We start from the raw sequence: 20,477 nt of genomic DNA, 5'->3' as shown, positions 1-20,477 counted from the left end.
CCCCACCCCCCCGCCCCGCTCCGCCTCGCCCCCGCCCGACGGTCCGCAGTCACGACACGCCGGTGGCGGGAGCGGACGCGCGCCGAAGGTGACTGCGGACGGAGCGCGGCGCAGGGGCGTCAGATGCTCGAGCCCGCGATCCAGACGCGCGCGACGTTCAGTGCGTCGTCGAGGAGCACGGCGTCGGCGATCGCCCCGGCATCGAGTCGTCCGAGATCGGGGCGTCCCACCGCGCGCGCGGGCACGGTCGTCAGCGCCGCCACCGCGGTCGGGAGGGCGACGCCCGCCGCGACGACGCGACGTAGCGCCTCATCCTGCGTGAGGGTGGAGCCGGCGATCGATCCGCCGTCGACGAGGCGGGCGACGCCGTCCGTGACCGCGACCGCGAGGCCGCCCAGCTCGTAGCGACCGTCGGCCGACCCGGCGGCGGCCATCGCGTCGGTCACCAGCGCGATGCGGTCGCCCGCAGCGGCGAACGCCGTCGCGATCAGGTCGAGGTCGACGTGCACGCCGTCGGCGATCAGCTCGAGGGTCACGCGAGGATCGCGCAGTGCGGCCACGACCGGACCGGGTGCGCGATGGTGGATGCCGCGCATGGCGTTGAACGCGTGCGTGAGCACGCTCGCCCCCGCGTCGAACGCGCGCCGTGCGGTGTCCGCATCGGCGTCGGTGTGGCCGATCGCGACGACGACGCCGTCGCCGGTGAGGCGCGCGATCGCCTCGAGCGCGCCCGGCAGCTCGGGTGCCAGCGTGATCTGGCGGATCGTGCCCCGTCCCGCCTCGATCAGGCGGGAGACGGATGCCGCATCCGGCGCACGCAGCAGTGCTTCGGTGTGGGCGCCCTTGTGGCCGGGATCGAGGAACGGCCCCTCGAGATGCGAGCCGAGGATCGTGTCGTCCTGCTCGGCGAGCTCTGCGACCATCGCCGCGCGGGCGGCGAGGTCGTCCAGCGACGCGGTCACGAGGGAGACGACGGCCCGCGTCGTGCCGTGCGCGCGATGGAGGGCGCGGGCCGACCGGATCGCCTCGGGTCCGTCGTCGTACGAGGCGCCGGCTCCGCCGTGGCCGTGGATGTCGACGAAGCCGGGGACGAGGCATCCCCCCGCGCCGTCGACGAGTTCGTCGGCGCCGGGTCGCGAGGATCCTGAGCCGCGGGCAGCCACGCGTCCCCGGTCGAAGAGGATCCAGGCGTCTTCGGTGACGCGGCCGTCGTCGATCAGGCGGACGGAGTGGACGAGTGTGCTCACTCGGTGACCCAGGGGATCTCGCCCGACGGGTGGAAGCCGATGCCGAGGCTCGTCCAGAGCGGGCCGAGCGCTCCCACGCGGACGCGGAACGACTCCCACGTGCGCAGGTCGCTCTCGCCCGTCGCCGGCGACCACGCCGCCTCGGCGGCCGCGGCGATGCGCGGGAAGGCCATCGTGTCGATGTCGGCCGCGGTGCGGATGGTCTCCGCCCACATCGGCGCCTCGACGCCGAGGATGTCGGAGTCGTCGACGCCGTCGATGATCGCCGAGGGCTCCCAGTCGTAGGCCCGCTGCACGCTCGTCGGGCCGTTCGCCCAGGTGAGCCCGAGTTCGGGACCGGTCGGGTACTTCATGTCGAGGTAGATCGCGTCGGCCGGTGACAGGATGAGCTGCGCGCCGTTGCGCACGAAGCCGCGCGCCTTCTCGTCCATGCCGTCGGTCGGCTGGACATAGCCCCAGTACTGACCGATGGTCGCGTCGTCCAGATCGGCGGCGCCGCCCGCCTCGTGCCACGCGATCGGCGTCTTGCCGAGATCGGCGATGATGCTGCTCGCGCGCGAGACGAAGAGGTCGAAGTCCTCGTCGGGAGTTCCGAGCGCTTCGTCTCCGCCGAGGTGCAGGTACGGCCCCGGGGTCATGCCTGCCAGCTCGCCGAAGACGTCGGCGACGAAGTCGTAGGTCGCCTCGTCGTGGATCTTCAGCGATGAGAACCCGACCGCCATGCCGTCGTACGGCGTGCCGTTCACGGGCAGCTCGCCGCCGTAGTCTCGCGCGACCTCGAGGATGTGCTCGCTGAGCACGGGCTCTTCGACGAGCTCGGGGTAGGCGAGCGAGACGGCGTGGGTGTGGCCGGGCATGTCGATCTCGGGCACGACGATCATGTGACGGGATGCCGCGTGCTCGACGATCTCGCGGTAGTCGTCCTTCGTGTAGAAGCCGCCCTCGTCGCCGCCGACGGCGGTGGACGAGGCGAGCTCGGTGAGCTCCGGCCGCGACGCGAGCTGGATGCGCCAGCCCTGGTCGTCGCTGAGATGGAGGTGGAGCGCGTTCAGCTTGAGTCCGGCGGCACGGTCGATGTAGCCCTTGACCGTCTCGACCGAGTGGAAGTGCCGCGCGACATCGAGCATGACGCCCCGGTAGGCGAAGCGCGGAGCGTCGTCGATAGCGACCGCAGGAACGATCCAGTCGTCGCCGGAGGGCTGCACCAGCTGGCTCAGGGTCTGCACGCCGTAGAACAGGCCCGCCGGGTCGGCGCCGGTGATGACGACGGATGCCTCGTCCGCCGCGATCCGGTACGACTCGGCCGCTCCGCCCCGCTCGATGCGCAGCTCGATCGCCGGACCGTCGCCGTCGGCGGCGAGCGCGATGCCCGCACGTGCCTCGACCAGCGCCGAGAGAGCGGCTGCGGCATCCGCTTCTCCCGTCACGCGCGTCGTCGCGGACAGGCGGAAGGGCGCGGCCTCGGCCGGGACGAGGGAGGCGGGGGCGGGGACGACGGCGAGAGTCACAGTGGCTCCATTCTGGGCGGCGGGGGCGCAGCCCACCAGCACGACGGCCGCGAGGACCGACGCGACGACGATCCGTCCTCGGCGACGATTCATGTAAAGAGTCCTAACAAATAGGCGTTGCCCCACTTTACCGCCCGCGCACCAGCGATGCCAGATTTCATCGAGTCGCCAAGACACGCCGTTCCCCGGTGCAGTGTCACGGCGTGTCTTGGCGACTCGGTCGAGGGCGCGGCATCCGATATGCTCGGGGTGTCGCGACTGGCGTTGAGGTGGGACACCACCGGGGAGCGACCGACAACGGCATTCGACCGCACGCCTGGGCCGATGTGTTTCCCGGCACCCCGTGCCGCGTACCCCGAAAGCCGTCGTCAAGGAGATCGTCATGACCGATCAGTACTTCAACGCCCCGCTCGCCGAGGTCGACCCCGAGATCGCCCAGGTGCTCGAGCGCGAGCTCGACCGCCAGCGCGGCTATCTCGAGATGATCGCCTCCGAGAACTTCGTGCCGGTCTCGGTGCTGCAGTCGCAGGGCTCTGTGCTCACCAACAAGTACGCCGAGGGCTACCCGGGTCGCCGCTACTACGGCGGCTGCGAAGAGGTCGACGTCGCCGAGGAACTCGCGATCGCCCGTGCCAAGGAACTGTTCGGCGCCGAGTTCGCCAACGTGCAGCCCCACTCCGGAGCCACCGCGAACGCCGCCGTGCTGCACGCGATCGCACGCCCCGGCGACACGCTGCTGGGCCTGTCGCTCGACCAGGGCGGCCACCTCACGCACGGGATGAAGATCAACTTCTCGGGCCGTCTCTACAACATCGTCGCGTACGGCGTCGACCCCGAGACCTCGACGATCGACATGGACGAGGTGCGCCGTCTCGCGATCGAGCACCAGCCCAAGGTCATCATCGCCGGCTGGTCGGCCTACCCGCGTCAGCTCGACTTCGCCGCGTTCCGCGCGATCGCGGACGAGGTCGGAGCGCTCCTCTGGGTCGACATGGCGCACTTCGCCGGACTCGTGGCGGCTGGCCTGCACCCGAACCCTGTGCCCCACGCGCACGTCGTGTCGTCGACCGTGCACAAGACCATCGGCGGCCCGCGGTCGGGCTTCATCCTCACCAACGACGCCGACATCGCCAAGAAAATCAACTCCGCCGTGTTCCCCGGCCAGCAGGGCGGACCGCTCATGCACGTGATCGCCGCGAAGGCGACCGCGTTCAAGCTCGCCGGAACCCCCGAGTTCAAGGAGCGCCAGGAGCGCGTCCTCAGCGGCGCCCACATCATCGCCGAGCGCCTTCAGCAGCAGGACGTGGCGGATGCCGGCATCACGGTCCGCTCCGGAGGCACCGACGTGCACCTCGTGCTCGTCGACCTGCGCAACGCCGAGATCGACGGCAAGCAGGCCGAGGACCTCCTCCACGAGATCCACATCACGGTCAACCGCAACGCGGTTCCCAACGACCCGCGGCCGCCGATGGTGACCTCGGGGCTGCGCATCGGCACCCCGGCACTGGCCACCCGCGGTTTCGGCGACGCCGAGTTCACCGAGGTCGCCGACGTCATCGCGCTCGCCCTGCTCCCCGGAGCCGACGTCGAGGCACTGCGCACGAGGGTCGCCGCACTGACCGCCGCCTTCCCGCTCTACCCGGGCCTGCAGCAGTAATGGTCGCGGTCCGACTGGACGGCAAGGCCGCAGCGGCCGACATCAAGGCGGAGCTCGCCGTGCGGGTCGCCGCGCTCAAGGAGCGCGGCATCACGCCCGGCATCGCGACCGTCCTCGTGGGCGCTGACCCGGCATCGCAGCTGTACGTCGGGATGAAGCACCGCGAGTCCGAGTCGATCGGCATGAACTCGATCCAGCGCGAGCTGCCGGCCGACGCCACGCAGGCCGACGTCGAGGCGCTGATCGACGAGCTCAACGCCGACCCCGCCTGCCACGGCTACATCGTGCAGCTGCCGCTGCCGAAGCACATCGACACCGACGCGATCCTCGAACGCATCGATCCCGCCAAGGACGCCGACGGCCTGCATCCGACGAACCTCGGACGCCTCGTGCTCAACGTGAACACGCCGATCACGTCGCCGCTGCCGTGCACGCCCCGCGGCGTGATCGAGCTGCTGACGCGCAACGGCTACGACCTGAACGGCAAGGACGTGGTCGTGGTCGGTCGCGGCGTGACGATCGGGCGCTCGATCGGCCTGCTGCTGACCCGCCGGGAGTACAACGCGACCGTGACGCTCACCCACACCGGCACCGCCGACCTCGCGCACCACCTGCGTCAGGCCGACGTCATCGTCGCGGCGGCAGGCGTGAAGCACGTCGTGCGCGCCGAGGACGTGAAGCCGGGTGCGGCGGTGCTCGACGTCGGCGTCACCCGCGAGGTCGACCCCGAGACCGGCAAGTCGAAGGTGCACGGGGATGTCGCTCCGGACGTCGCCGAGGTCGCCGGCTGGGTCTCGCCCAACCCCGGCGGAGTCGGCCCGATGACCGTCGCGCTGCTGATGACCAACGTCGTCGAGGCTGCGGAGCGCGGGTAGCGGCGAGAGTCGCCGACGGGTTCCCGACGAGTCTCCGACGAGTCGCCAAGACACGCCGGGCCGAGGAGCGTCGCGCCGGCGTGTCTCGGCGACTCGAGGACATCGGCCGGTCAGGCGGGGACGGCCGCCTCCCGCGGGCGCACCGAGACTGAACCGGCGTCCGTCGCGCCGAACGATGCCATGCCGCCGATCCAGCGCTCGCGGTCGGCGTCCGCGCGGTGCCGCACCGCCGAGAGCCGGGTCACGCCGTTCACACGGACGCCGCAGAACTCCAGGGTCGCGTTGCGCAGCGATCGGATCGCAGCGTCGCGATACGCCCACGCGTTCCAGCTCGTGGGGGAGTCCATCGTCATGACGATGCGCGCGGTGCGGCCGGTGAGCAGCTTGTCCCACAGCCGACCCGTCGGGCGGTAGCGGTAGGCGAAGCCGGACACGAAGACCCGGTCGATCCAGGTCTTGAGCGCCGCAGGTGAGGAGCCCCACCACTGCGGGAAGAAGATCGCGATGTGGTCGGCCCAGTCGACGTCGGCGACGTATTCGGCGACTGCGGGGTCGAGGGCGAGGTCGTCGTCGGTGCGCGGCAGTCGCAGCTGATCGCGAACGGACGGATGCTGCGGCACGGCGTCGGTCGCGAGGTCGACGACGCGCACGTCGGCGCCGCCGGTTCGTGCGGCGTCGGCGTACGCATCGGCGAGTGCGTGGTTGAGGCTGCCGGGCAGCGGGGTGCCGATGATGACGAGGATGCGGGGAGCGTTCATGCGCGGTTCTCCTGATGGGTGGGGCGGGGCTGCCCCCGGATGAATGCGGTGAGGGCGACGAGCTGCGCGTTGAGGCGGGGCGCGTCGATCGGATCGTCGGCGAGTGCGGGGTGTGTGAGCATCTCGGCGAAGGCTTCGTCGAGCACGGCGCCGGCATCGTGTACGAGCGCGGTGCTCTTGGGGGTGAGTGAGAGCAGGATGCTGCGTCCTGCGCCCGGCTGCGAGGTCGCCGTGATCCAGCCGTCGGCCACGAGTGCGGGCACGCGCTTGCTGACGGCGGCTTTCGTGACGCCGAGGCAGTGGGCGAGTGTCGTCATGTCGGCCGGTTCGGCGTCGTAGAGGACGGCGAGGAACTGGAAGTGGTTGTAGGTCACCCCGTAGCCCTGCTGCAGGGCGGTGTCGGCGAACGCGTCGATCTCCGCGAGGAGTTCGTGGAGCGTGAAGGTCAGCCGGTCGGACATGTCCTGAGTAAACCAGTTGACTCTCTCGAAGTCAACCTGTTTACTCACCCGAGTCGCCAAGACACTCCGGCGCGGCGGACCACGTGCCGGCGTGTCTTGGCGACTCGAGGGAAGAGGTCAGGGGCGGCGGGATGTCGGACGGAAGTGGTTCACTCTCGGTATGGACACGACGACCTCGGCCGACGGAACGACGATCGCATTCGAGCGCCTCGGCGACGGGCCGACGATCGTGATCGTCGGCGGCGCGTTCTCGGTGGCCGCCGACGCGCGCGCGCTCGCCGAAGCGCTGGCGGGCGCCGGGTTCACGGCCGTCACGCTCGACCGGCGTGCGCGCGGTGCGAGCGGCGACCGGCGCGGCTCGACCCCCGACGATGAGGCGAACGATCTCGCGGCTGTGGTCGACGCGGTCGGCGGCGAGGCGATGGCGCTCGGCCACTCGTCGGGCGCGATCCTCGCGCTGTACGCCGCGTCGCGGGGAGTCCCGCTGCGCGCGCTCTTCCTCTCCGAGCCGCCGTTCCGCTTCGGCGTCGACGAGCCCGACCCGCGGCTGGCCGAGCGCCTGCAGCAGCTGGTCGACGACGACCGACGCGACGAGGCGGTCGTGACCTTCCAGCTCGAGGCGGTCGAGCTGCCGCCCGCGATGGTCGAGCAGATTCGGCAGAGCGAGCTGTTCGCCTCCCTCGTGCCGCTCGCGCAGTCGACGGTGTACGACGCGACGCTGACGGCGAAGGTGTCGACGCCGACGCCCGAGATGCGCGCCGTGACGCCGGTCACGATCCTGCGCGGCGAGCAGACCTTCCCGATCCTGGTGACGGCCGCCGACCGACTGGCCGAGGCCATGCCGAACGCCGAGCTCGTGATCGTTCCCGAGTCGGTCATGCACCGACCCGACCCCGCCGCGACGGCCAAGGTGGTGCGCGAACGCGTCTGACCCGGTCGGGATGCGTCGGCCGGAGCGCAGACCGCGAGTGCAGGTTAACGGAATCGTAACCACAGGGGCGCGGGTGCCCCCTAGCCTCGTGCACATGAACGATGTCGCCTCGATCGACCGCGAACCACTGACGACGGGCCCTGCCGCGGCCACGGCACGACCATCACGCAGGCGCCGGGTCGCAATGGTGGCTGCGGGCCTCGCGCTCGCGGCCGTCTCGGTCCTGGGGGCGGCCGTGCCGGCCAACGCCGCCGCCGAACCGTGCAACGGCAATCCCCCCAGCTGCGGCTACATGCGCAACTACGGGAGCTGGACGTTCACCGCGTCGACCGACTACGTCAACACGACGACCGTCCAGGCCGGCGCGAAGAAGGCGAGCGTGTCGCCGGGCGGCAGAACGCCCGTCGGCTGGGACTGGGATGCCGTCTGGGTGCCGTCGGGCCGGTGCGTCATCACGTACGGGGGCATCTTCTGGGACATCAAGACGAAGACCGACCGGGTTGGCCAGACGACCGGGCGCTGGCACAAGGTCGACAACTGGGGAGCGAAGGTGTACATGTACACCGGGCACTGCTGAGTCGCAGCCGACGCGCGCGAACGCGTCTGATCCGGTGGGATGTCGGGGGTGAGGCATACGCTCGCGGGGTGGCCACCCTCGACGACGTCCGGCGCATCGCCGGTGGTCTGCCCGGCAGCGAGGAGCGCGCGACCACCGGGGGCGCCGCATGGTTCGTCCGCAACAAGCTCTACGCGTGGGAGTGCCACCCGTGGCCGAGCATCCCCGAAGACGTGCGCGCGATCGTGGCTCGCGAACTCGTCGTCGCGGTGAGGATCGCCGACAAGGTCGACGCGCTCGCGCTCCGCGAGATGCAGCCCGACGTCTTCCTGCCGGCGACCACTGCCTGGAGCGAGCCGAAGGTCGCGTTCCGCATGGCCGGGGTCGACGCCGACCATCTCGCCGAGCTCGTGACTGAGGCCTGGCGCACGCAGGCGCCGCAGTACCTGCGGCGCGAGTTCGACGCCGCGGGCGAGGTCACGGCCTGAGGGCGGTCAGCCGATCGGCACGAGGAGAGCACCCACCGCCACAACGGCCGCGATCGCGAAGGCGAGCACCGTGATCAGCAGCGCCGTGCGCAGGTCCTTCCGGCGGAACTCGGCATCCTGCACCGACTCCTCCGAGCCGAGCGCGCCGAAGTTGTAGAGACCGCGCGAGGCGAACCCGACGCAGAAGTGGAACGCCGCCTGAAGGAACCCCTGCGCCGAGAGGAACACCGGCACGGCGACGAGCAGCCGCCACGGGGCGGCCCAGCCGAGCACGAACGCGAGAGCGAGGTACATGACGGCGATCGCGAGCCCCAGCCAGCCCGACGCGCGGCGTCGGCGGATCTCGGCGGGCCCGATGTTGCACACACCCGGCTGGTACACGGCGGTCTGCTTCATGACGCCATTCTCGCGCTTACGGCGGGGTCGAGGCGCGTTCCCGCACAGATGCGCAGATTCGCCGCCGGGCCCTACGCGGTGAATCGGGCGAGGAACTCGCGCGTGCGATCCTCCTGCGGCGCGCCGAACACCTCGGCCGGCGTCCCCGACTCGAGGATGCGCCCCGCATCGAGGAACACGACGCGGTCCGCGACGTCGCGCGCGAACGCCATCTCGTGGGTGGCCATGACGATCGTCATGCCGTCGTCGGCGAGCGAACGCACCAGGTCGAGCACATCGGCGACGAGCTCCGGATCGAGAGCCGAGGTGATCTCGTCGAGGAGCAGCAGGTCGGGCGTGGTCGCGAGGGCGCGCGCGATCGCGACCCGCTGCTGCTGGCCCCCGGACAGGCGGTCGGGGTGGTCGCCCGCCTTCTCGGCGAGTCCCACGCGCTCCAGCAGAGCGGATGCCGCGGCATCCGCCTTCGCCTTCGGATACCGGTGCACGTGGCGCAGCGCGAGGGTGATGTTGTCCCTCACCGTGAGGTGCGGGAACAGGTTGTACTGCTGGAAGACGACGCCGATCCGGGCACGCACCGCGTCGACGTCCACCCGCGGATCGCTGATGTCGGTCCCTGCGAGGCGGATGCGTCCGTCGTCGATCGGCTCGAGCAGATTGATCGTGCGCAGCAGCGTGGACTTGCCCGACCCGCTCGCGCCGATGAGGGCGACGACCTCGCCGGGTTCCACCTCGAGGTCGATTCCCTGGAGCACGTCGTGGTCGCCGAAGGACTTCCAGACGTCCTCGACCTGCAGCACGGCGGTCATACGATGCCCCCGATCTGCTCCCGCGAACGCACCCGCGCGGTGTACCAGTCCGTGAGGCGGATGGTCGGAATCGCGAGGAGCACGAACAGCACCGCGGCGACGACGTAGGGCGTGAAGTTGAAGTACGCGGCGGTTTCGATCTGCGCGGCGCGGACGGCATCGACGGCGCCGATGATCGAGATGAGCCCGACATCCTTCTGCATCGCGACGAAGTCGTTCATGAGCGCGGGAGTGACCTTGCGCACGGCCTGCGGCACGACGACGAACCGCATCGTCTGCCCGTGGCTCAGGCCGAGCGACCGAGCGGCGTGGCGCTGCGACGGGTGCACCGCCTCGATGCCCGCGCGGAACACCTCCGACACGTACGCCGAATAGGTCAGCGTGATGGCGACAGTCCCCCAGAACTCCGTCGGCAGTCGCACGGGGATGAAGTCGAGCCCCGGGATCCCGAAGCCGACGAGGTAGAGCACGATGATGAGCGGGATGCCGCGGAACAGATCGGTGTAGCCGGCGGCCAGCGCACGCAGCGGCAGCCAGACCGGTCCGCGCAGGGTGCGCAGCGTCGCCAGAAGGAGCCCGAACACCAGCACGAGCACCGACGCCATGGCGAGCACCCGCAGGTTGAGCAGGAATCCGTCCCACACGCGGGGGAGCGACGCGAGCGCCACCTCGGGGTCGAAGAACTGCTGCTGCACGCGGGACCAGCCGGGGGTGTTCACGATGAACACCCACACGGCGGCCGCGATGACGAGCGTCGAAACGACGCTGATCACGACCGAGCGGGTGCCCTGCCGCTTGCGGAACGCCTGCCGCTCGAGCTCGACCGCGCTCACCGCGCGAGGGGGATCGGCGACCCGGCCGGGTGCGCGTGTCATCCGGCCAGGCTAACGGAGGCCAGGATCACTGCAGGACGGGAGCCTGGCCCTCGCCGCCGAGCCACTCCGCGGCCAGCTCGTCGAGGGTGCCGTTCTCGCGCAGCGCGTCCACCGCGGCGGTGACCTCGGCGGTCAGCGATGAGTCCTTGGCCAGCACGAAGCCGAACTCGTCACCCGTCGCGCCGTCGGGGGTGGGGAGCTGACCGACGAGCACGCCGTCGGTGAGTTCGACGCCGGAGATGTAGAACGCGGTCGGCAGGTCGACGACGATCGCGTCGACCACGTCGTTCTCGAGGGCGAGCTTCGCGTCGTCGTTGGTGTTGAACGCCTGCGCACCCTGGGTCGGCTGGATGACCTCTTCGATCGTCGTGAAGCTCGTGGTGCCGGTCTGGGCGCCGATCAGCAGGTCCTTCAGGTCGGCGATCGACGTCGCGTCGGCCGCGGGCGAGTCCGCCGTGGTGACGACGACCTGCGTGGTCTCGTAGTACGGCGAACTGAAGTCGACCGATTCCTTGCGCTCGTCGGTGATGGAGAACTGCTGCAGGTTGACGTCGAAGTCCTTCGGACGGGGGGCGATCGCCTCCTCGAAGCTGGTGCGCACCCACACCACGTCCTCCGCGGCGAACCCGAGCTCCTCGGCCAGCGCGTAAGCGACGGCCGCCTCGAAGCCCTCGCCGCTCTCAGGCGCGTCGTCGATCACCCATGGGTAGTACGCGGGCTCGCCGGTCGCGACGGTGAACTTGCCCTCGGTGACGTAGCCGGAATCGGCGGGTTCGGATGCCTCGCCCGACGGAGTGCCCGAAGTTCCGCTCGCGCAGCCCGTGAGCGCGAGAGCAGCGGCGGCGAGGCCGACGACGGCCAGGCGGAGAACAGGGGTACGCGACATGGCAGCCTCCAGGACTCGGGTGCGCCGCGCGTGCTGTCGCGCGGCCTGCGTCCATCCTGGCGACTCGCGCCCCTCGTCGCCGCTGAGTTTCCGTAGATGACGTCCCGGACGCTGCGGAATCGGGCGGGAGCGGGCCGTCAGCCTTCGGTCCCGTGGGGCATCGGCAGCGCGCCGTCGACGGGCGGGTTCTCGTCTCCCGCATGCGGCATGGGCAGCGCGCCGTCGACGGGCGGTTCGCCGTCGTCCCCTTCGTGCGGCATGGGCAGCGCGCCATCCACCGGCGGCGTCGCGTCGTCGGAGCCGTGCGGCATGGGCATGGCGCCGCCCTGCGCGGCGTCCGCGCCTGCGTCGTGGTGCGGGTTCTCGTTCGTGTCCGACATGGGAATCCCTTCGTCCGTGCCTCCACACTCGCGCGTGCGGGGCTTCCCCGCCCAGGGGTTGACATGCCGGACCGGAGCGGTCCCGATCAGTGCCGTGCGCCGACGGGATCGACCGATCGGCGGGATCAGCCCTTGCCGAGCTCGTCGAGCATGCGGCGCTGCTCGTCGGTGAGACCGTCATTCAGTTCGCGGCGCCCGGCCGCGGCGGCCTCGGGATTCTGCGGAATCGCCGGGGCGGAAGCATCCGTCGCCGTCGAACGGCCGCCGGAGGCCTTGTCGTACAGGGCTCCCGCGTGCGCCTCGACCTTGTCGTCGATCGCGTCGTAGATCGCCCAGCCGATCAGCAGGATGACCGGCGGAAGGACGTAGCCCCAGAAGGCGCCGAAGAAGCCGCCGCCGATCGTCACGCCCGACAGCAGCACGGTGGCGATCCACACCAGGAACGCGACAGCGAATGCCAGGAGGAACTCGATCAGCTTCTCGCCGGCCCTGGTGCGCTGGCTCGCCGACTTTGCTGCCATCGTGCGGAACCAGTTCTGCACGGCCGGCTTGATCCAGATCGAGATCGCGGTGAGCACGATGCCGGCCCACAGCGCCGACCACCCGACTCGTGCGGGAGTGAGGAAGCCGATCACGAGCAGCACGACGATGTTGAAGACGAGCAGCGAGAGGAATCGGACGGTCCACTTCTTCATGGACTCACTGTGCCACGACGCGCGGCCGGGGCGCGAGATCCGCCGCGAGGTCAGCGGATCGACACGAGCCGATCGATGTCGTCGTCGGGCAGCACGTCCGCGATCGCCGACACCTCGACGGAGACGAGGTCGCAACGTCCGGAGACGACGGTCAGGAACGCGGTGTCGGCGGCGTCGCGCCCCGTGGCGATGCGCACGAGGGTCGAACGGGGCGCGAGGGTCGTGGCATCCACCACCCGCCAGGCTCCGTCGATCCAGGCCTCGGCCACCGCGTGGAAGTCCATCGGCATCAGTCCCGGCGCGTACACCGCGACCTGCCGGGCCGGAATGCCGAGCCCGCGCAGCAGCGCGACGCAGAGGTGCGCGTAGTCGCGGCACACGCCCTGCCGAGCGAGGAGCGTGCGTGTCGCGCCATCGGTCGGGAGCGACGACCCCGACACGTACGCCAGCCGGGTTCCCACCCACGACGACACCGACGCGAGCAGCTGCGCGGGGTCGCGGATTCCGGCGAACTCGCCCACGGCCGTGGGGGCGAGCGCGTCCGACTCGGCGTAGCGGCTCGGCCTCCCGTACACGAGAAGGTCGGCCTCGCTCGCTCGGAGCGGCTCGGCCTCGCCGTCGATCGTGGCGCGATAGATCACGTCGAGGCGGCCGACCCCGCTCGCGACGCGGTGCAGGCGGGTTCCGTGGGCGTCGACGACGTCGCGGGCCTCCACGGGGGCGCCGTCGAGCGACGCGGTGAACGTCTCGTCGACAGAGGTGTACTGGGCACTCGCGGCGACGGCGAACACCAGGTCGGCGGGTTCGGTCACGGTGAGCGTGATCCGGCTCGAGACATCCCTGCGCATGCCCTCAGCGTGCCATGCGCGCGCCCCGTGCGGTGAGGCCTTGACACACCACCACGCCTTCGAGTCGCCAAAACACGCCGCCTCGTGCGTCGCGGCACCGGCGTGTCTTAGCGACTCGCGTGGGGAGCGGACGGATGCCCCGCGCGGCCCGGGTCAGTACGAGGTGCGGGTCTGCGTGCCGCCGGCGCCGAAGTCCGCGGCGAGGCGCTCGGACCCACGCGCCAGGAGCGCGACGTCGGCTCCCACGAGCACGAACGCTGCGCCCGCGTCGAGGTAGGCGCGCGCTGCTGCGGGGTCGAACGCGTTCACGCCTGCCGGTTTTCCGGCGGCGCGGACGCCGTCGAACGCGCGCGTGACGGCGGCTGCGACATCCGGGTGCGTCTGCTGCCCCAGCAGCCCCATCGAGGCGGCGAGGTCGCTCGGGCCGACGAACACGCCGTCGATGCCGTCGACCGCGGCGATGGCGGCCGCGGCGTCGACGCCCGCCACGGTCTCGATCTGGACGAACAGCGACACGTGGTCGTCGGCGTGGGCGAGATAGTCGTCGACGCGGTTCCACCGGGCTGAGCGGGCGAGGGCTGAGCCCACGCCCCGGCGGCCGCGCGGGGGGTACCGCACGGCGGCGACGAGTTCCTCCGCCTCGGCGGCCGACGACACCATCGGAACGAGGATGTTCTGCGCGCCGAGGTCGAGCACCTGCTTGAGGGTGACGACGTCGCCGATCGGCACGCGCACGACCGGGCTGACCGGGTAGGCGCCGACGGCCTGCAGCTGCGCGAGCACCGATTCGAGGCCGTTGGGGGAGTGCTCCATGTCGATGAGCAGCCAGTCCAGACCCGCGCCGGCGCAGATCTCGGCGACGAGCGCGGATCCCGAGCACACCCACATGCCGGCCAGCGGCCGGTCGGCGCCCGCCAGCGCGTCGCGGAACGTCGGATTCAGACGAAGCGGCATTCGATGACTCCCATCGGTCCGTAGTCGCAGCGCACGGCGTCGCCGCGCGAAACCCACATCGGCCGTGTGAACGACCCCGCGAGGATGATCTCACCCGCCTCGAGCCGGGCGCCATGCTGTGCGAACTTGTTCGCGAGCCAGGCCACCCCGGTGGCGGGATGGCCGAGCACTCCTGCGGCGACGCCGGTCTCCTCGATCTCGCCGTTGCGGGAGAGCACTCCCGGCACCCAGCGCAGGTCGATCTCGTCGGGGCGCTTGCGGACGTCGCCGAGCACCATCGCGCCGTATGCGGCGTTGTCGCTGATCGTGTCGACGATCGTGCGACCCTCCAGCTCGATGTGCGAGTTGAGGATCTCGAGGGCGGGGACGGCGTAGTCGATCGCGTCGAGCGCGTCCTCGAGGGTGGCGTCAGGTCCGGCGAGCGGCTTCGCGAGCACGAATGCGAGCTCGACCTCGATGCGCACGTTGGAGAAGAGGTCGACGGGGATCTCGGCGCCCGACTCGTAGACCGTGTCGTCGAACATCACGCCGTAGTCGGGTTCGGTGATGCCCGTCGCCTGCTGCATCGCCTTCGAGGTCAGGCCGATCTTGCGGCCGACGAGCGCGCGCCCCGCAGCGAGGTTCTGATCGCGCCACACACCCTGGATCGCGTACGAGTCCTCGATCGTCGCGTCCGGGTAGCGCGCCGTGATGCGCGGGATCACGCCGTGCGTGCGGTCGGCCTCGGCCAGCTCGGCCGCGAGCTGCGCGATCACGTCGGGGTGAAGCATCCGATCCTCCTCAGGTCTCTCGTGCCGTTCGATGTACCGTTCTCAGGACCGGTGCCGGCATCAGCGCCCGGGCTCCGCGCGTATGCGCGGAGCCGTGGGGGGAGCGCGCGGCCCCATCCTGCAAACGGTACAGACGCACGGTGGGGCTACAGCTGGTGGCCGAGCTTGTACTCGCCCTGCTTGTACTCGGGCATCGAGTCTTCTCCGGGGCGCGTGTACGAGAAGCCGTCGGCACCGATCGTCACGGCCATCTCGGACGAGTCGGTGCGCGCCACGACCGGCTGAGGGTTGCCGTCGAGGTCGAGCACGAGGGATGCCTCGGTGTACCAGGACGGGACGACGGGGTTGCCCCACCAGTCACGGCGCTGGTTGTCGTGCACATCCCACGTGACCACCGGGTTGTCGGGGTCGCCGGTGTAGTAGTCCTGCGTGTAGATCTCGACGCGGTGACCGTCGGGGTCGCGCAGGTAGAGGTAGAACGCGTTCGAGACGCCGTGGCGGCCCGGGCCGCGCTCGATCGCGTCCGAGCGGCGGAGAGCGCCGAGCTTGTCGCAGATCGCGAGGATGTTGTGCTTCTCGTGCGTGGCGAACGCGACGTGGTGCATGCGCGGCCCGTCGCCGCCGGTCATCGCGGTGTCGTGCACGGTGGGCTTGCGGCGCATCCAGGCGGCGTAGACGGTGCCGTCCTCGTCCTGGATGTCCTCGGTCACCCGGAACCCGAGGGACTGCATGAAGTTCACCGCGCGGGGCACGTCGGGGGTGACCTGGTTGAAGTGGTCCAGGCGCACGAGCTCCCCCGGGGTGTGGAGGTCGTAGCGCCACGACAGCCGCTCGACGTGCTCGGTCTGGAAGAAGAACTCGTACGGGAAGCCGAGCGGGTCGATCACACGCACCGAGTCGCCGATGCCCTTCACGAACCCGTCGGGATTGCGGCGCACCTCGCAGCCGAGCTCCTCATAGAAGGCGACGGCCTTGTCGAGGTCCTCCGCGGAACGCACGCGGTACGAGAAGGCGGCGACCGCGGCGACCTCGCCCTGTCGCAGCACGAGGTTGTGGTGGATGAACTCCTCGGTCGAGCGGAGGTAGATCGCGTTCTCGTCCTCTTCGGTGACGTAGAGCCCGAGCACGTCGACGTAGAAGACGCGTGACGCGGCCAGGTCGGTGACCACGAGCTCCATGTAGGCGCAGCGCAGCACGTCGGGTGCCGGCGAGGTCGGGGTCGGCACCGGGTTGTCGGAGCGGATGGGCGCCTCCTGGCTCACGTAGTAGCCGGAGGAGGTGAGGGTCATGTCGTCGCGGTGGGTCATGTCGGTCGCGTCCTTGCGTCAGTGGTGTCCGTCAGTGGTGTCCGTTTGTGCGGGAGAAATGCCGCTGGTCCCGGTGTCGGGACGCGCATTCGCCCGCACAAACGGCAGCGGGGTGGTCAGTCCTTGCCGAAGGTGGGGTTGTGGGCGGGGCCGAGCGTGATGTGCACGGCCTGCTGGTCGGTGTAGAAGTCGATCGAACGGTAGCCGCCCTCGTGGCCGAGACCGGAGGCCTTCACACCGCCGAAGGGCGTACGCAGGTCGCGGACGTTGTTCGAGTTGAGCCACACCATGCCGGCCTCGATGGCCTGCGAGAAGTTGTGGGCGCGCTTGAGGTCGCTCGTCCACAGGTACGCGGCGAGCCCGTACTTGGTGTTGTTCGCGAGCGCGAGGGCCTCTTCGTCGGTGTCGAACGGTGTGATCGCGACGACCGGACCGAAGATCTCCTCCTGGAAGATGCGGGCGTCGGGCGCGACATCCGCGAACACCGTCGGAGCGACGTAGTTGCCCGTGGAGAACCCCTCGGGGCGCCCGCCGCCGGCGACCAGACGCGCCTCGGTCTTGCCGATCTCGATGTACGACATCACCTTGTCGTAGTGCTCGGGGTGCACCAGTGCGCCGACCTCGGTCGCCGGATCCTGCGGGTCGCCGACGATCACACGCGACGCCTGGGCGGCGTAGCGCTCCACGAACTCGTCGTAGATCGCACGCTCGACGAGGATGCGCGACCCGGCGGTGCAGCGCTCGCCGTTGAGCGAGAAGACGCCGAAGATGGTCGCGTCGATCGCGGCCTCGAGGTCGGCGTCTGCGAACACGATCGCGGGGGACTTGCCGCCCAGCTCCATCGAGAGGCCCTTCAGGAACGGGGCGGCGTTGCCGAAGATCAACTGCCCCGTCGAGCTCTCGCCGGTGAAGGAGATGAGGGGCACATCCGGATGCTTCACCAGCGCGTCTCCGGCATCCTCGCCGAGTCCGTTGACGAGGTTGAAGACCCCCTGCGGCAGCCCGGCCTCCTCGAAGATCCCGGCCCACAGCGACGCCGACAGCGGCGTGAACTCGGCGGGCTTGAGCACCACCGTGTTGCCCGTCGCGAGCGCGGGACCGAGCTTCCACGACTCGAGCATGAACGGCGTGTTCCACGGCGTGATGAGGCCGGCGACGCCGATCGGCTTGCGGTTGACGTAGTTGAGCTGCCGTCCGGGCACCTTGAACGCGTCGTCCGTCTGCGCGACGATCAGGTCGGCGAAGAAGCGGAAGTTCTCGGCTGCGCGGCGGGCCTGACCGAGCGCCTGCGTGATCGGCAGGCCGGAGTCGAAGGACTCGAGCTCCGCGAGGCGCTTGTCGCGCGACTCGACGATGTCGGCGATCCGGTGCAGGATCCGGGACCGGTCGCGGGGCAGCATCCGGGGCCAGGGCCCCTCGATGAACGCACGCCGCGCCGCCGCGACGGCCCGGTCGATGTCGGCCTTCTTGCCGGCAGCGGCCTGAAGGTAGGTCTCGTTCGTCACCGGGTCGAGCACGTCGAACGTGTCGCCGTCGATCGAGTCGACGAACTCGCCGTCGATGTAGTGGCGGATGTGGTCGGGCAGGTCGGCGGGCACGTGCCGCGTCTGCGTCGTGGTGTCGGTCATGGGTGCTCCTTCGGGAAGTCGGGGCCGCGCTCGCCGGCGCGCTCCGGCGGGACTAGAAAGCGGGAAGGCCGAGCGTCTCATCGGGATGCTCGTGGATCATGTACGCGTCGAGGGTGGCGGCGCGGTGCCGGCGGGCGACCTTCTCGATCTCGCCCAGCGGGGCGGAGGCCTCGATCAGCTGGAGGATGCTCTCGTGCTCGCGCACGGACTCCTGCGCGCGGCCGGGGACGAAGCTGAACGTCGAGTCGCGCAGGTGCCCGAGGCGCGCCCACTCCGCGCGCACGAGCTCGAGCATGCGCGGGTTGGCGCACTTCTCGTACAGGGCGGCGTGGAACTCCTGGTTGAGCGCCGTGAAGGCCCTCGGATCGAAGTGCTCGAGCGTCTCGATCATCAGGTCGTTGATGCGCCGGGCGTTGCGGATGTCGTCGGCGGTGAGCCGCCGCGCCGACAGTGCCGTCGCAGTGCCCTCGAGGATCGACAGCGCCTGCATGCTGAACCGGTACTGCGAGTCGTCGACCATCGAGACGCGGGCGCCGACGTTCCGTTCGAACGTGACGAGTCCCTCCGCCTCGAGCTGGCGGATCGCCTCGCGCACCGGCACGACGCTCATGTCGAGGTCGCCGGCGATCGAACCGAGGACCAGCCGGTAGCCCGGGGTGAACTCCTGATTCGCGATGCGGTCCTTGATCCAGCGGTACGCCTGCTGCGACTTGCTGAGCGCGCTGTCGTTCACCGTTGCGGGCGCGGCTTCGAACGGGGTCATCGCGCCTCTCCTCGCTCGGCCTCGAAGCGGGCGCGCCATTCGCGGTTCATCGGGAACAGTCCGTCGATCGGATGCCCCTCCGCGACGCGCTGCGCGATCCAGGCGTCCTCGTCCTCCTGTGCCAGGGCCGCATCGGCGACCTCCTCGGCGAGCGCGGGCGGGATGACGATCACGCCGTCCGCGTCGCCGACGATGACGTCACCGGGCTGGACGGTCGTGCCGCCGCATCCGATCGTCACGTCGTGGTCCCACGGGACGTGCTTGCGACCGAGTACCGCAGGGTGCGCCCCTGCCGTGTACACCGGGATGCCGACGCCCGTCACGGCATCCGCATCGCGCACGCCGCCGTCGGTGACGATGCCGGCGGCGCCGCGGGCGTGGGCGCGGATCGCGAGGATGTCGCCGAGCGTTCCCGAACCGGACTCGCCGCGGGCCTCGATCACGATGACCTCGCCCTCGCCGACGGCGTCGAACGCGCGCTTCTGCGCGTTGTAGCCGCCGCCGTGGCTCTCGAAGAGGTCCTCCCGCAGCGGCACGAACCGCAGCGTGCGGGCGATGCCGACGAGCTTGGCGCCGGGGTGGAGCGGCCGCACACCGTCGATCGTCACGTTGTCGAGTCCGCGCTTGCGCAGCTGCGCGGAGAGCCCCGCGACCGGAACCGCCTCGAGCTTCGCGCGGAGCGCGGGTGTCAGTGCAGGAGAAATCCGCTGCGCAGGAGCATCCGCGCCGGATCCTCCTGCGGGAGCGATTTCTCCTGCGGACGAAACCGACGCGGGCAGGCCGGCGGCCGACGAGACCGAGGCGGCGGACGAGTTCTCGGCCGGGGTCCCGGCGGCCGCGGGCGAGCCCCAGGCCTCGGTGCGCTGAAGGTCGTCGACGGCGGGGAGCGAGCCGAGACCGGCGTCGAACGCCACCTCGCCCTGCACGACGGTGGTGGCCAGGCGACCTGTCGAGGCTCCGCCGGGCACGTCGACCTCGACCTCGATGAGGTCTCCGGGAACGGCGACCGACGAGCCGGCCGGGGTCCCGGTGAGGATCACGTCGCCCGTCTCGAGCGTGAAGTGCTGGGACAGGTCGGCGACGAGCTGCGACAGAGGGAAGATCAAGCCGCCGGCGGTGTCGTCCTGCACGAGCTCGCCGTTGCGCCACGTGCGCACGCGAAGGCTCGCGGGATCGACCGAGCGGGCGTCGAGCAGGGCCGGACCGATCGGGGTGTAGCCGTCGCCGCCCTTGGACCGCACGTTCGAGCCCTTGTCGTTCGCACGCAGGTCGTAGAGGCCGAAGTCGTTCGCCGCGGTGACGTGGCCCACGTGATTCCATGCGTCGGCGAGGGAGACCCGGCGGGCGGGGGTCCCGATCACGAGGGCGATCTCGCCCTCGTACGCGAGCAGTTCGGTGCCCGCGGGGCGCTCGATGGTCGCACCGGTCGGGGCGAGCGAACTGGAGGGCTTGAAGAAGTACGACGGATGCTGCGGCCGCCGCCCGCGCTGGTCGGCGCGGGACTCGTAGCTCAGGTGGATCGCGATCACCTTGCCCGGGCGCCCGGGGAGGGCGGCGAACCGGGGATCGGTGCCGGATGCGGCATCCGAGGCCTTGTCGTCCATCATGAGCGTCCTCACTCTTGCGTCGTATCTGAAATCGTATATGATCGTCGCACGTCCGGCAATACCCTCGCGAAACATCGCCGG

22 protein-coding genes and 1 riboswitch are annotated in these 20,477 nt (G+C 70.5%); of the genes, 5 read left to right on the top strand and 17 right to left on the bottom strand.

Annotated elements, in window-relative coordinates; all coding sequences use genetic code 11:
• Positions 1 to 119: 119 nt before the first annotated feature.
• Complete coding sequence (gene nagA / locus OL358_RS02505; RefSeq protein ID WP_264708361.1) at positions 120 to 1,247, bottom strand: N-acetylglucosamine-6-phosphate deacetylase; 1,128 nt, start codon at positions 1,245 to 1,247, stop codon at positions 120 to 122.
• Positions 1,244 to 2,848, bottom strand: a complete 1,605-nt coding sequence (locus OL358_RS02500) for a beta-N-acetylhexosaminidase (protein ID WP_264708360.1) — start codon at positions 2,846 to 2,848, stop codon at positions 1,244 to 1,246. The genes nagA and OL358_RS02500 overlap by 4 nt, the downstream gene beginning before the upstream one ends.
• 151 nt (positions 2,849 to 2,999) lie before the next feature.
• Positions 3,000 to 3,084, top strand: a riboswitch (ZMP/ZTP riboswitch).
• Between the two features lie 53 nt (positions 3,085 to 3,137).
• On the opposite strand from OL358_RS02500, the gene glyA reads away from it, so the two are divergent.
• Together glyA and OL358_RS02490 are read left to right on the top strand one after the other, a co-directional pair.
• Positions 3,138 to 4,412 (top strand): serine hydroxymethyltransferase, encoded by a 1,275-nt coding sequence (gene glyA, locus OL358_RS02495; protein ID WP_264708359.1) that lies wholly within the window; start codon positions 3,138 to 3,140, stop codon positions 4,410 to 4,412.
• The gene (locus OL358_RS02490; protein WP_264708358.1) at positions 4,412 to 5,287 is read left to right on the top strand and encodes a bifunctional methylenetetrahydrofolate dehydrogenase/methenyltetrahydrofolate cyclohydrolase; all 876 of its coding nucleotides are present in this window, start codon (positions 4,412 to 4,414) and stop codon (positions 5,285 to 5,287) included. Before glyA ends, OL358_RS02490 begins: the two co-directional genes overlap by 1 nt.
• Before the next feature lie 110 nt (positions 5,288 to 5,397).
• Here OL358_RS02490 and OL358_RS02485 read toward each other — a convergent pair whose 3' ends face one another.
• Together OL358_RS02485 and OL358_RS02480 are read right to left on the bottom strand one after the other, a co-directional pair.
• On the bottom strand, positions 5,398 to 6,045 hold the full coding sequence (locus OL358_RS02485; RefSeq protein WP_264708357.1) for an NAD(P)H-dependent oxidoreductase: 648 nt from the start codon (positions 6,043 to 6,045) through the stop codon (positions 5,398 to 5,400).
• Positions 6,042 to 6,506 (bottom strand): MarR family winged helix-turn-helix transcriptional regulator, encoded by a 465-nt coding sequence (locus tag OL358_RS02480; RefSeq protein WP_264708356.1) that lies wholly within the window; start codon positions 6,504 to 6,506, stop codon positions 6,042 to 6,044. Before OL358_RS02480 ends, OL358_RS02485 begins: the two co-directional genes overlap by 4 nt.
• Before the next feature lie 160 nt (positions 6,507 to 6,666).
• Between OL358_RS02480 and OL358_RS02475 the strand changes: the two genes are divergently transcribed.
• The 3 genes from OL358_RS02475 (at position 6,667) to OL358_RS02465 (ending at position 8,481) form a co-directional block, all read left to right on the top strand.
• The gene (locus OL358_RS02475; protein WP_264708355.1) at positions 6,667 to 7,437 is read left to right on the top strand and encodes an alpha/beta fold hydrolase; all 771 of its coding nucleotides are present in this window, start codon (positions 6,667 to 6,669) and stop codon (positions 7,435 to 7,437) included.
• Between the two features lie 94 nt (positions 7,438 to 7,531).
• Positions 7,532 to 8,014 (top strand): hypothetical protein, encoded by a 483-nt coding sequence (locus tag OL358_RS02470; protein WP_264708354.1) that lies wholly within the window; start codon positions 7,532 to 7,534, stop codon positions 8,012 to 8,014.
• Between the two features lie 68 nt (positions 8,015 to 8,082).
• Positions 8,083 to 8,481, top strand: a complete 399-nt coding sequence (locus OL358_RS02465; RefSeq protein ID WP_264708353.1) for an MmcQ/YjbR family DNA-binding protein — start codon at positions 8,083 to 8,085, stop codon at positions 8,479 to 8,481.
• Positions 8,482 to 8,487: 6 nt separating this feature from the next.
• Here OL358_RS02465 and OL358_RS02460 read toward each other — a convergent pair whose 3' ends face one another.
• The 13 genes from OL358_RS02460 to OL358_RS02400 all read right to left on the bottom strand — a co-directional run bounded on the left by OL358_RS02460 (position 8,488) and on the right by OL358_RS02400 (position 20,396).
• Positions 8,488 to 8,877, bottom strand: a complete 390-nt coding sequence (locus OL358_RS02460) for a hypothetical protein (RefSeq protein ID WP_264708352.1) — start codon at positions 8,875 to 8,877, stop codon at positions 8,488 to 8,490.
• Positions 8,878 to 8,948: 71 nt separating this feature from the next.
• Positions 8,949 to 9,683 carry an amino acid ABC transporter ATP-binding protein gene (locus OL358_RS02455; protein ID WP_319805421.1) on the bottom strand — a complete coding sequence of 245 codons (735 nt, stop codon included), beginning with the start codon at positions 9,681 to 9,683 and terminating at the stop codon, positions 8,949 to 8,951.
• On the bottom strand, positions 9,680 to 10,558 hold the full coding sequence (locus tag OL358_RS02450; protein WP_264708351.1) for an amino acid ABC transporter permease: 879 nt from the start codon (positions 10,556 to 10,558) through the stop codon (positions 9,680 to 9,682). The genes OL358_RS02455 and OL358_RS02450 overlap by 4 nt, the downstream gene beginning before the upstream one ends.
• Before the next feature lie 25 nt (positions 10,559 to 10,583).
• A complete protein-coding gene (locus OL358_RS02445; RefSeq protein WP_264708350.1) occupies positions 10,584 to 11,444 on the bottom strand; it encodes an ABC transporter substrate-binding protein in 861 nt (286 codons plus the stop codon).
• A 137-nt stretch (positions 11,445 to 11,581) separates the two neighbouring features.
• The gene (locus tag OL358_RS02440) at positions 11,582 to 11,824 is read right to left on the bottom strand and encodes a hypothetical protein (RefSeq protein ID WP_264708349.1); all 243 of its coding nucleotides are present in this window, start codon (positions 11,822 to 11,824) and stop codon (positions 11,582 to 11,584) included.
• 125 nt (positions 11,825 to 11,949) lie between these two features.
• Positions 11,950 to 12,519, bottom strand: a complete 570-nt coding sequence (locus OL358_RS02435) for a hypothetical protein (RefSeq protein ID WP_264708348.1) — start codon at positions 12,517 to 12,519, stop codon at positions 11,950 to 11,952.
• A gap of 50 nt (positions 12,520 to 12,569) precedes the next feature.
• Positions 12,570 to 13,367, bottom strand: coding sequence for a transglutaminase-like domain-containing protein (locus tag OL358_RS02430; RefSeq protein WP_264708347.1), 798 nt, complete (start codon positions 13,365 to 13,367; stop codon positions 12,570 to 12,572).
• 153 nt (positions 13,368 to 13,520) lie between these two features.
• A complete protein-coding gene (locus OL358_RS02425; protein ID WP_264708346.1) occupies positions 13,521 to 14,321 on the bottom strand; it encodes an HpcH/HpaI aldolase/citrate lyase family protein in 801 nt (266 codons plus the stop codon).
• Complete coding sequence (locus OL358_RS02420; RefSeq protein ID WP_264708345.1) at positions 14,306 to 15,091, bottom strand: fumarylacetoacetate hydrolase family protein; 786 nt, start codon at positions 15,089 to 15,091, stop codon at positions 14,306 to 14,308. Before OL358_RS02420 ends, OL358_RS02425 begins: the two co-directional genes overlap by 16 nt.
• A gap of 146 nt (positions 15,092 to 15,237) precedes the next feature.
• A complete protein-coding gene (hpaD, locus tag OL358_RS02415; protein ID WP_264708344.1) occupies positions 15,238 to 16,398 on the bottom strand; it encodes a 3,4-dihydroxyphenylacetate 2,3-dioxygenase in 1,161 nt (386 codons plus the stop codon).
• 116 nt (positions 16,399 to 16,514) lie between these two features.
• Positions 16,515 to 18,026 carry a 5-carboxymethyl-2-hydroxymuconate semialdehyde dehydrogenase gene (hpaE, locus tag OL358_RS02410; RefSeq protein ID WP_264708343.1) on the bottom strand — a complete coding sequence of 504 codons (1,512 nt, stop codon included), beginning with the start codon at positions 18,024 to 18,026 and terminating at the stop codon, positions 16,515 to 16,517.
• Between the two features lie 52 nt (positions 18,027 to 18,078).
• A complete protein-coding gene (locus OL358_RS02405) occupies positions 18,079 to 18,789 on the bottom strand; it encodes a GntR family transcriptional regulator (RefSeq protein ID WP_264708342.1) in 711 nt (236 codons plus the stop codon).
• Positions 18,786 to 20,396: a fumarylacetoacetate hydrolase family protein gene (locus OL358_RS02400; protein ID WP_264708341.1), complete on the bottom strand. Its 1,611-nt coding sequence runs from the start codon at positions 20,394 to 20,396 to the stop codon at positions 18,786 to 18,788. The genes OL358_RS02405 and OL358_RS02400 overlap by 4 nt, the downstream gene beginning before the upstream one ends.
• Positions 20,397 to 20,477: the final 81 nt, after the last annotated feature.

This window comes from Microbacterium sp. SSM24, from assembly GCF_025989145.1.
Taxonomy (GTDB): domain Bacteria; phylum Actinomycetota; class Actinomycetes; order Actinomycetales; family Microbacteriaceae; genus Microbacterium.
The sequence above is the reverse complement of the archived record's forward strand: the minus strand, read 5'-3'. Positions and strand labels throughout refer to the sequence as shown.

Bases quoted from the DNA above. Each gene is read 5' to 3' on its own strand.
- OL358_RS02440 (WP_264708349.1), bottom strand. From the start codon at position 11,824: ATGTCGGACACGAACGAGAACCCGCACCACGACGCAGGCGCGGACGCC.
- OL358_RS02435 (WP_264708348.1), bottom strand. From the start codon at position 12,519: ATGAAGAAGTGGACCGTCCGATTCCTCTCGCTGCTCGTCTTCAACATC.
- hpaD (WP_264708344.1), bottom strand. From the start codon at position 16,398: ATGACCCACCGCGACGACATGACCCTCACCTCCTCCGGCTACTACGTG.
- OL358_RS02445 (WP_264708350.1), bottom strand. From the start codon at position 11,444: ATGTCGCGTACCCCTGTTCTCCGCCTGGCCGTCGTCGGCCTCGCCGCC.
- OL358_RS02405 (WP_264708342.1), bottom strand. From the start codon at position 18,789: ATGACCCCGTTCGAAGCCGCGCCCGCAACGGTGAACGACAGCGCGCTC.
- OL358_RS02480 (WP_264708356.1), bottom strand. From the start codon at position 6,506: ATGTCCGACCGGCTGACCTTCACGCTCCACGAACTCCTCGCGGAGATC.
- hpaE (WP_264708343.1), bottom strand. From the start codon at position 18,026: ATGACCGACACCACGACGCAGACGCGGCACGTGCCCGCCGACCTGCCC.
- OL358_RS02490 (WP_264708358.1), top strand. From the start codon at position 4,412: ATGGTCGCGGTCCGACTGGACGGCAAGGCCGCAGCGGCCGACATCAAG.
- OL358_RS02400 (WP_264708341.1), bottom strand. From the start codon at position 20,396: ATGATGGACGACAAGGCCTCGGATGCCGCATCCGGCACCGATCCCCGG.
- OL358_RS02450 (WP_264708351.1), bottom strand. From the start codon at position 10,558: ATGACACGCGCACCCGGCCGGGTCGCCGATCCCCCTCGCGCGGTGAGC.
- OL358_RS02420 (WP_264708345.1), bottom strand. From the start codon at position 15,091: ATGCTTCACCCCGACGTGATCGCGCAGCTCGCGGCCGAGCTGGCCGAG.
- OL358_RS02485 (WP_264708357.1), bottom strand. From the start codon at position 6,045: ATGAACGCTCCCCGCATCCTCGTCATCATCGGCACCCCGCTGCCCGGC.
- OL358_RS02475 (WP_264708355.1), top strand. From the start codon at position 6,667: ATGGACACGACGACCTCGGCCGACGGAACGACGATCGCATTCGAGCGC.
- OL358_RS02455 (WP_319805421.1), bottom strand. From the start codon at position 9,683: ATGACCGCCGTGCTGCAGGTCGAGGACGTCTGGAAGTCCTTCGGCGAC.
- OL358_RS02425 (WP_264708346.1), bottom strand. From the start codon at position 14,321: ATGCCGCTTCGTCTGAATCCGACGTTCCGCGACGCGCTGGCGGGCGCC.
- OL358_RS02430 (WP_264708347.1), bottom strand. From the start codon at position 13,367: ATGCGCAGGGATGTCTCGAGCCGGATCACGCTCACCGTGACCGAACCC.
- glyA (WP_264708359.1), top strand. From the start codon at position 3,138: ATGACCGATCAGTACTTCAACGCCCCGCTCGCCGAGGTCGACCCCGAG.
- OL358_RS02460 (WP_264708352.1), bottom strand. From the start codon at position 8,877: ATGAAGCAGACCGCCGTGTACCAGCCGGGTGTGTGCAACATCGGGCCC.
- OL358_RS02470 (WP_264708354.1), top strand. From the start codon at position 7,532: ATGAACGATGTCGCCTCGATCGACCGCGAACCACTGACGACGGGCCCT.
- OL358_RS02500 (WP_264708360.1), bottom strand. From the start codon at position 2,848: ATGAATCGTCGCCGAGGACGGATCGTCGTCGCGTCGGTCCTCGCGGCC.